Genomic DNA, 3667 nt, shown 5'->3' on the forward strand with positions numbered 1-3667 from the left:
GAGCAGCACAATTGATGATGTGAGCCGTGGTGTTGCAGATGTTCATATTGGTTATCCAGAAAGCCAAGATATGCGCACAGGCTTAAAGCAAGCTTGGCATATTATTTCGGTTAAAAGTCGATTTTTTAGTTCGAACTTAACGTTAAATAATATTGAAGATATTTCAATGCGTATTGGTGTTTTCCCTACAGCGCCTTATATCAGTGATATAAAAAAAACCTTTCCCAAGGCACAATTACGTTTTTATGATTCATTAGATGCCATGGTTAAAGCGGCACGTAATAATGAAATTACTGGTTTTGTTTCATCTGCAGCAATGACGTCTCATCATTTATTAGCCAATAAGTTGTGGGCAGAATTTCGTCAATATACTGATATCGAATTCTCGACAGATATGTACGTACTAACGCGTATTGACGACAGTGGCTTAGCCGATCGGATTCAAGCTGGATTTAATTTAATTTCTGTCGAAGAACAAGTTCAAATAGAGCGTAAATGGCTAATTAACCCTGACGACCGATTTTTTGCTAACTCCGCCCATAAAATTAAACTGACAACGCAACAAAAGCAATACGTTAGCAGCTTGGGGGCCATTAAGATGGGTTACCTGAAAAATTGGGCCCCAATGGAATTTCAGGGCAAAAATGGTGAGTTTTTGGGCGTCAATGCAGACATCAAAAACTTACTGGTCACGCAACTTAATTTGACCATAATTCCGGTGGCTTACGATGATTTTGGTAACATGATGAGTGATCTGGTCAAAGGTGAAATTCATTTAGTTGCCAGTATGGCTAAAACGGTTGAGCGAGAAAACACACTGGCATTTTCATTAGCATATTGGCCTTCACCTTGGGCAATTGTCACCTCATTAACTCAGCCTCCTATTTTTAATATCTCACAAGTTACCGGCAAACGATTGGCTGTTGTCGATGGCTATCACATTGTCGATCAACTTCGCCAACAATACCCGGGAATAAAATTAGTGCCAGTTGCAGATACCAAACAAGGTATGGACGCGGTGATCACGGGGCGCGCGGATATGTTTGTTGAACAAGTTGCAACATTGGCTACTACGTTAAAAGGGGGCCAATATCCGAGTTTAAAAATGTCCTTATTAGCTGAGTTAACTGAGCAGCATAGCCACATAGGCTTATTTCCAGGCGTCAAAGGTTTAGTGCCTTTGATTGATAGAGTGATTGCGACCATCGATGAAACAGAACAACAGAACATGTATCAAAAATGGGTTTCGCTTGATCTTAATAGCGACACATTACGCTACCAACGCTGGTTAAAAGTACTTGTTATCGGTTTGTTGATTATCACCCTAATTGCTATCGTGATATTAATGTCTAATCGTCGTTTAAATGTTGAAATTCAAAAACGCCTTAAAGCTGAAGAGAACCTTCGATTTATGGCCAACCATGACAATGTTACAGCATTGCCCAATCGCGGTTTACTTGACGATAGATTAGCACAAGCCACATTGACTCATCATCGGGATAAATCGAAATTTGCGCTGTTATTTATAGATTTAGATGGTTTTAAAGCAGTAAACGATCAACATGGTCATCATGTGGGTGATAAGTTGCTACAACGTATCGCCTTATTACTAAGCCAAAATGTACGAGAGTCTGACACGGTTGCCCGTTTTGGTGGTGATGAGTTTGTGGTGTTATTAAACCATATCGATGCCAAAGTAAATGCCCGCCAAGTGGCTGAAAATATTTTATTAGGTTTAAAGAAACCTTTATTAATCGATGATATCAATGTCTCTATTTCGGCTAGTATTGGTATCGCTATTTTTCCTGATGATGCGGATACCGAAGCTTTATTATTGAAAAAATCAGATCAGTTAATGTATCAAGCTAAAAAGGTGGGCGGTCATCAATATAAAATGAGCTGATTTGGTTGATGATTTTTCAGTCAGTTGATCCAGTTTATTCGCTATAGGTCTGGTTAATTGGTGCAATCTGACTGATACTTCAATGCATAAGTTTGAGTCACGGTATATAATGCCGTTTTTATCGTTTTCGATTTCCAAAATACCGCTTTGTGGATAAAGGATAGAGTTCAATGCGCAGTCATTATTGTGGAGACATTAATCAGTCTCATCTAGGTCAAGAAGTTACTTTAGTCGGTTGGGTCAACCGTAGTCGAGATTTAGGCGGGGTTGTTTTTTTAGACTTACGCGATAGAGAAGGGCTTGTTCAAGTTGTTTATGACCCAGATCTAAAAGATGTTTTTGAAATGGCCAGCACATTGCGTAGTGAATTTTGTGTTCAAATAAAAGGTATTGTTCGCGCTCGTCCAGAAAGCCAGATCAATTCACAAATGAAAACTGGTGCAATAGAAATATTGGGCCAGCAACTGAGCATTATTAATGCGTCAGCTCCTTTACCATTAAGCATGGATAACTATCAAAATAATAGTGAAGAGCAACGTTTAAAATACCGTTATTTAGATTTACGTCGTCCAGAAATGGCCGAGCGTCTTATTTTTCGTGCAAAAGTCACCAGCTCAGTTCGTCGCTTTTTAGACAGTAATGGCTTTCTAGATATCGAAACGCCTATTTTGACTAAAGCCACTCCAGAAGGTGCGCGTGACTATTTAGTACCAAGTCGAACTTATAAAGGTCAATTTTTTGCTTTGCCTCAATCACCACAGTTGTTCAAACAGTTGTTAATGATGTCTGGTTTTGATCGCTATTATCAAATCGTTAAATGCTTCCGTGATGAAGATTTACGTGCAGATCGCCAGCCTGAATTTACTCAAATCGATATTGAAACCTCATTCATGTCTGCCGAACAAGTCATGGAAAAAACTGAGCAAATGATGCGCGGTTTATTTCAAGATTTATTGAATGTAGATTTAGGTGATTTTCCTCGTATGACCTACGCCGAAGCAATGAAGCGTTATGGTTCAGATAAACCTGATTTACGTAATCCACTTGAATTAGTTGATATTGCTGATTTGGTTAAAGATGTTGAATTTGCGGTATTTAATGGCCCTGCAAATGATGTAGAAGGGCGCGTTGCCGCTCTTCGTATTCCAACTGGCGCGTCATTATCTCGTAAACAAATTGACGATTACACTAAATTTGCCGGTATTTATGGTGCTAAAGGTTTAGCGTGGATGAAAATAAATGACTTAGCTGCAGGCATGGATGGTATTCAGTCACCTGTACTTAAGTTTTTAACAGAATCTATTGTTAACGACATTGTTAGTCGTACAGGTGCACAAACCGGCGATATCATTTTATTTGGTGCAGACAAAGCCAATGTCGTTGCTGAAGCTTTGGGCGCGTTACGCTTAAAAGCGGGTGAAGACTTCAAGTTACTTGAAGGGCAGTGGCGCCCTATGTGGGTTGTCGACTTCCCGATGTTTGAAAAAATTAATGGTGGCTTCCATGCGGTTCATCATCCGTTCACTGCGCCTCGTGGTATTAGCCCTGCTGAATTAGCCGCCGATCCTGCTGCAGCTATTTCAGATGCTTACGACATGGTATTAAACGGTTGTGAATTAGGCGGCGGTTCAGTGCGTATTCATAACGCCGAAATGCAAAGTACAGTATTCACTATTTTAGGTATTGAAGCTGAAGAAGCACAAGAAAAGTTTGGCTTCTTACTTGAAGCACTTCGCTACGGTACACCTCCACATGCTGGTTTAG

The 3667-nt window shown here is 40.0% G+C and carries 2 protein-coding genes; both read left to right on the forward strand.

The genetic code is table 11. The annotated features are described in order from the left end of the window. Positions 1 to 1903 (forward strand): diguanylate cyclase domain-containing protein (locus tag H5202_RS19175; RefSeq protein WP_182773471.1); only part of this gene is annotated, 1903 nt, incomplete at its 5' end. Positions 1904 to 2073: 170 nt separating this feature from the next. Next, a partial coding sequence (gene aspS, locus H5202_RS19180; RefSeq protein WP_182773472.1) for an aspartate--tRNA ligase occupies positions 2074 to 3667 on the forward strand: 1594 nt, incomplete at its 3' end.

It is taken from the genome of Shewanella sp. SG41-4 (assembly GCF_014164505.1).
In the GTDB taxonomy this organism is placed as follows: domain Bacteria; phylum Pseudomonadota; class Gammaproteobacteria; order Enterobacterales; family Shewanellaceae; genus Shewanella.